General features: G+C 72.1%; 1 pseudogene. It reads left to right on the top strand.

The window, feature by feature from the left end:
- Positions 1–52: 52 nt before the first annotated feature.
- Positions 53–3,326: pseudogene (locus tag STBA_RS03990) on the top strand (SDR family NAD(P)-dependent oxidoreductase); the annotation flags it as partial.

Raw genomic sequence — 3,326 nt, 5'->3', positions numbered from 1 at the left:
GGAGTACGCCGGCCCCTGGGTCGAGGCCGCCGGACGCGCACTTCGCGACGCGGGAGCGCGGATCGTGACCGTGGAGGTGTCCACCGGGACCGCCGACCGCGCCGCCATCGCGGAGAGCGTCTCCGCCGCGCTCGCCGAGCACCGTGACGACCTGGCCGGTGCACTGTCCCTCCTTGCCCTGGACGAGTCCGCCCACCCGGAACACCCCGCGGTCCCCGCCGGGTACGCGGCTTCGCTCGCCTGGGTTCAGGCGATGGGCGACATCGGGCTCGAAGTCCCCCAGTGGTGCGCCACCAGGGGGGCAGTGTCCACCGGTGCCGACGACTGGCTCGACCATCCGGCCCAGAGCCTGATCTGGGGCCTCGGCCCCGTGGTAGGCCTGGAGACGCCCGGACTGTGGGGGGGCCTCGTCGATCTGCCCGAACAGCCCGATGCCCCGTCGCAGTCCCGGCTCGCCACCGCCGTGGCCGGTTCGGGTGCCGAGGACCACCTCGCGGTGCGCCCCACCGGCCTCATGGCCCGCCGGGTCGTGCGCGCGCCGCTCGGCGGCGCAAGCCCGCTCCGTACATGGCGGCCCGAGGGCACCGTGCTGATCACCGGCGGTACGGGTGCGCTCGGTGCGCACGTTGCCCGCTGGGCCGCCCGCAACGGCGCCGGGCACCTGGTGCTGCTCAGCCGTCGTGGTGCCGAAGCGCCCGGCGCCGCGGAGCTGAAGGCCGAGATCGAGGCCCTGGGTGCCCGGGTCACGCTGGCGGCCTGCGACATCGCGGACCGGAACGATCTGGCACGATGCATCGCGGGCATTCCCGAGGACCAGCCGCTGACGGCCGTCATCCACACCGCCGCGGCACTTCACGACGGCTCCGTCGCCTCCCTTGGCCTGGACGAGGTCGCGGCGGCCCTGCGCGGCAAGGCGCAAGGTGCGCTGAACCTGCACGAACTCACCCAGGATCTCGACCTTTCCGCGTTTGTCCTCTTCTCGGCCTTCTCGGCGACCTTCGGCGCGCCTGGCCTCGGCAACTACACGCCTGGGAACGCCCTGGTGGAGGCGCTCGCCGAACACCGCCGCGCCGCCGGGCTGCCCGCCACCGCGATCTCCTGGGGAACCTGGGAAGGGGCGGGCATGGCCGACGGCGGTGTAGCCGAACGCGGCAGGCGGCATGGCATCGACGCCATGGACCCGGAGCGCGCCCTGTCGGCGCTCCAGCAGATCCTCGACCACGACGAGACCAACACCATGGTCATCGACATACGCTGGGACAGGTATGCGGTGATCTTCACCTCGGAACGGCCATGCCGCCTCATGGACGAGCTACCCGAGGCCCGCCAGGCGCTCGATGCCGTCGAGGCCGCCGCGGCGGCCGAGGAGACGGATGCCCGTTCCACCCTCGCGGGGCGACTGCGGGAGATGCCCGCCGCCGATCAGGAGCGCGAGCTGACCGAGCTGGTGCGGACGAACGCCGCCGCGGTGCTCGGACACGACTCGGCCGCGGCTGTCGACGCGCAGCGCCCGTTCCGGCAGACCGGATTCGATTCGCTGACCGCCGTTGAGCTGCGCAACCGGCTGAACAACCTGACCGGTCTGCGGTTGCCCGCCACGCTGGTGTTCGACTACCCGAACCCGGCGGCGGTCGCCCGCTACCTGCGCGACGAGCTGGTCGGCGAGGCTGCCGAGGCCCCGGGCGGCGCCCTGGAGCGTCAGGGCCCGCTGGTGCCCGGTGACGACGACCCCGTCGCCATCATCGGCATGGCCTGCCGCTACCCCGGCGGGGTGCGATCGCCGGAGGATCTGTGGCAGCTGGTCTCGGACAGCGCGGACGTCATCTCGGAGCTGCCGACCAACCGGGGCTGGGATGTGGCCGGCCTCTACGATCCCGACCCCGGAGTCCCCGGCAGGAGCTACGCCCGCGAGGGCGGCTTCCTGCACGACGCCGACGAGTTCGACGCCGCGTTCTTCGGGATCTCGCCGCGTGAGGCGCTGGCGATGGACCCGCAGCAGCGGCTGCTGCTCGAAACCTCCTGGGAAGTCATCGAGCGAGCCGGCATCGAGCCGAAACAACTCCGGGGCACCCGCACCGGCGTGTTCGCCGGCCTCTCCTACTTCCACTACGGCCTCACTGATGTGGGCACAGGTGCGGACGACCTGGAGGGCTACCGGGGTATCGGTACCTCCTCCAGCGTCGCCTCGGGCCGGATTTCCTACACCTTCGGGCTTGAGGGGCCGGCGGTGACGGTGGACACGGCGTGCTCCTCCTCTCTGGTCGCCCTCCACCTCGCGGCCCAGGCCGTGCGGCAGGGCGAGTGCTCGCTGGCCATCGCCGGTGGCGCCACCGTGATGGGCACCTCCGGCGCCTTCGTGGAGTTCAGCCGGCAGCGGGGGCTGGCCGCGGATGGGCGCTGCAAGGCGTTCGCCGAGGCGGCCGACGGCTTCGGCCTCGGCGAGGGTGTGGGTGTGCTGCTGGTGGAGCGGTTGTCGGATGCGCGGCGGAACGGGCATCGGGTGCTGGCGGTGGTGCGGGGTTCCGCGGTGAACCAGGACGGTGCGAGTAATGGTCTGACGGCGCCGAACGGTCCTTCGCAGCAGCGGGTGATCCGGCAGGCGCTGGCCAGTGCCGGGCTGTCGGTGGGCGAGGTGGATGTGGTCGAGGCGCACGGTACGGGTACGTCGCTGGGTGACCCGATCGAGGCGCAGGCGCTGATCGCGACCTATGGCCAGGAGCGGGAGGCGGGGCGTCCGCTGTGGCTCGGCTCGGTGAAGTCCAACATCGGCCACACCCAGGCCGCCGCCGGTGTGGCGGGTGTGATCAAGATGGTGATGGCGATGCGGCACGGGGTGCTGCCGCAGACGCTGCACGTGGATGAGCCGTCCAGCCACATCGACTGGACCGCGGGTGCGGTGGAGCTGCTGACCGAGGCCAGGCCGTGGCCGGAGGCCGGCCACCCCCGCCGGGCGGGCGTCTCCGCCTTCGGTATCAGTGGGACGAACGCGCACGTGATCCTGGAAAAGGCAGAACCGGTGGAGGAATCTGCCGGGGGTGATGAGGGTGCGGGCGTGTCTGCAGCGGGTGTTGTGCCGTGGGTGCTGTCCGGGCGGTCGCCCGAGGCGTTGCGTGCTCAGGCGGCGCGGATGCGGGAGTTCGTCGAGGAGCGGCCGGAGCTGGACCTGGCCGAGGTGGGCTGGTCGCTCGCGTCGACGCGGGCGGTGTTCGATCATCGTGGGGTTGTGTTGGGTGGGGATCGTGGTGGGGTGTTGGATGGTCTGGGTGAGTTGGTGGCGGGTGGTTCTGGTGGTGGGGTGGTTTCGGGATCGGTGGTGTCGGACGGGC

Source organism: Streptomyces sp. MP131-18, from assembly GCF_001984575.1.
Taxonomy (GTDB): domain Bacteria; phylum Actinomycetota; class Actinomycetes; order Streptomycetales; family Streptomycetaceae; genus Streptomyces; species Streptomyces johnsoniae.
The sequence above is the reverse complement of the archived record's forward strand: the minus strand, read 5'-3'. Positions and strand labels throughout refer to the sequence as shown.